Consider the following 1380-nt stretch of genomic DNA (forward strand, 5'->3'; position numbering starts at 1 on the left):
GACATTCATTGCATTGATCCTAGCGGAAACCATATTTACTATAGAAATAAGGGAGGCATTCTTGATGTTGACATGAACGCTGGCGGCAGAACATCACGAGAGCCTGTTGAAAACCTGAGCTGGAATCGAATTACTGATGGCGAATACAAGATCTATGTCAACAACTACCAGCGCCGCGAAACCGCTAATCCAGGCTTTCAGCTTCAGGTTGAATTCGCTGGCAGCATCCATGAATTCTCTTGCGACACCTCTCCTTTGCCTTCTGCGGGGAGCTCTGGAGTTCACTGCCTGACGCTTGTCGTCGAAGGCGGGGAGCTTGCAGAAATCAAGACTCATGGTAAACTTAGTGGGAGTTCAGCCATTTTGAAAGAAAAGTGGGGCGTCAAAACCAACACGCCGACCAGGGTCAACGTCCTGATGCTTTCTCCCAATCACTGGGAGGATTCAAGCAAAACGGGCAACCGGCACTACTTTTTTATTCTCGACAAGTGCATGAACCCAGAGCCTGCAAGGGGGATTTTCAATGAATTTCTAAAGAGTTCACTTGAGCGACATCGTAGAGTGTTCGAGGTGCTTGGCAACAAAGCCAAATGCCAGCCGAGCGACAATCAACTCTCTGGTGTTGGCTTTTCTTCCACCCGTTCTGATTCCGTGAACGTGATTGCGGACGGGCGGCCATTTACAATCACGTTTTGATCATTATTCTTAAACACACATCAACCATTTGCGCATCATGCCTGAGATCAATCTATTTCTTCTCGCCTCTCGTAAAAAGTTTCGCTTCCCTTCTGAAAAAGGTGAGCTGACTGTTGAACAGCTTTGGGATATTCCTCTTACCTCACGCAGCGGTTTCAGCGTCAACAACATCGCTATCGAGGTAAACCGAGAGCTGAGGTCTCTGGAGGAAGAGAGCTTTGTGGAGACCTCCAGGAATCCTCGGAGGGACACTCTGAAGGCCATGCTGGAGCTTTTGAAGATCGTAATTTCCGTGCGCCAAGAAGAAGCCCAAAAGGCCTCTGCTGCTGCTGAACGTGCCACCAAGCGACAGAAGATCATGGAGGCGATCGAGGCTAAAGAGAGAGAGAAATTGGATTCTGTTTCTCTTGATGATCTGAGACTGCAGTTGGCCGCTCTTAGAGATTTCTGACTTGAGTCACACGGCCCGCCGAGAGCCGTCACCAATCCCGGCCACTGCCCACTCATTCATTTTTCACAATGTCTATTCGTTCTCAGGAAGCTCTAGAAGTTTTAGTCGTTCTTGTCTATTTCCTGCTCGTTCTTGGCGGATCTATCGGATGGGTTCACAATGTCATTGTCGTTGCCCGCAGCGATTTTTCAAGTATTGATGGAATGACCGTCGTTCGCGTTATCGGCATTCCG

At 48.8% G+C, this 1380-nt stretch carries 2 protein-coding genes; both read left to right on the forward strand.

All coding sequences use genetic code 11. The features are described from left to right. On the forward strand, nt 1-696 hold a 696-nt coding region (locus EBR25_14045), incomplete at its 5' end, for a hypothetical protein (protein ID NBW42091.1). 37 nt (nt 697-733) lie between these two features. Continuing rightward, the gene (locus EBR25_14050) at nt 734-1147 is read left to right on the forward strand and encodes a hypothetical protein (protein NBW42092.1); all 414 of its coding nucleotides are present in this window, start codon (nt 734-736) and stop codon (nt 1145-1147) included. The last annotated feature ends 233 nt before the right edge of the window (nt 1148-1380 follow it).

The organism is bacterium, assembly GCA_009926305.1.
Classification (GTDB): domain Bacteria; phylum Bdellovibrionota_C; class UBA2361; order UBA2361; family RFPC01; genus RFPC01.

Excerpts from the sequence above, each read along its gene's own strand:
- EBR25_14050 (NBW42092.1), top strand. The coding sequence starts at position 734 with ATGCCTGAGATCAATCTATTTCTTCTCGCCTCTCGTAAAAAGTTTCGC.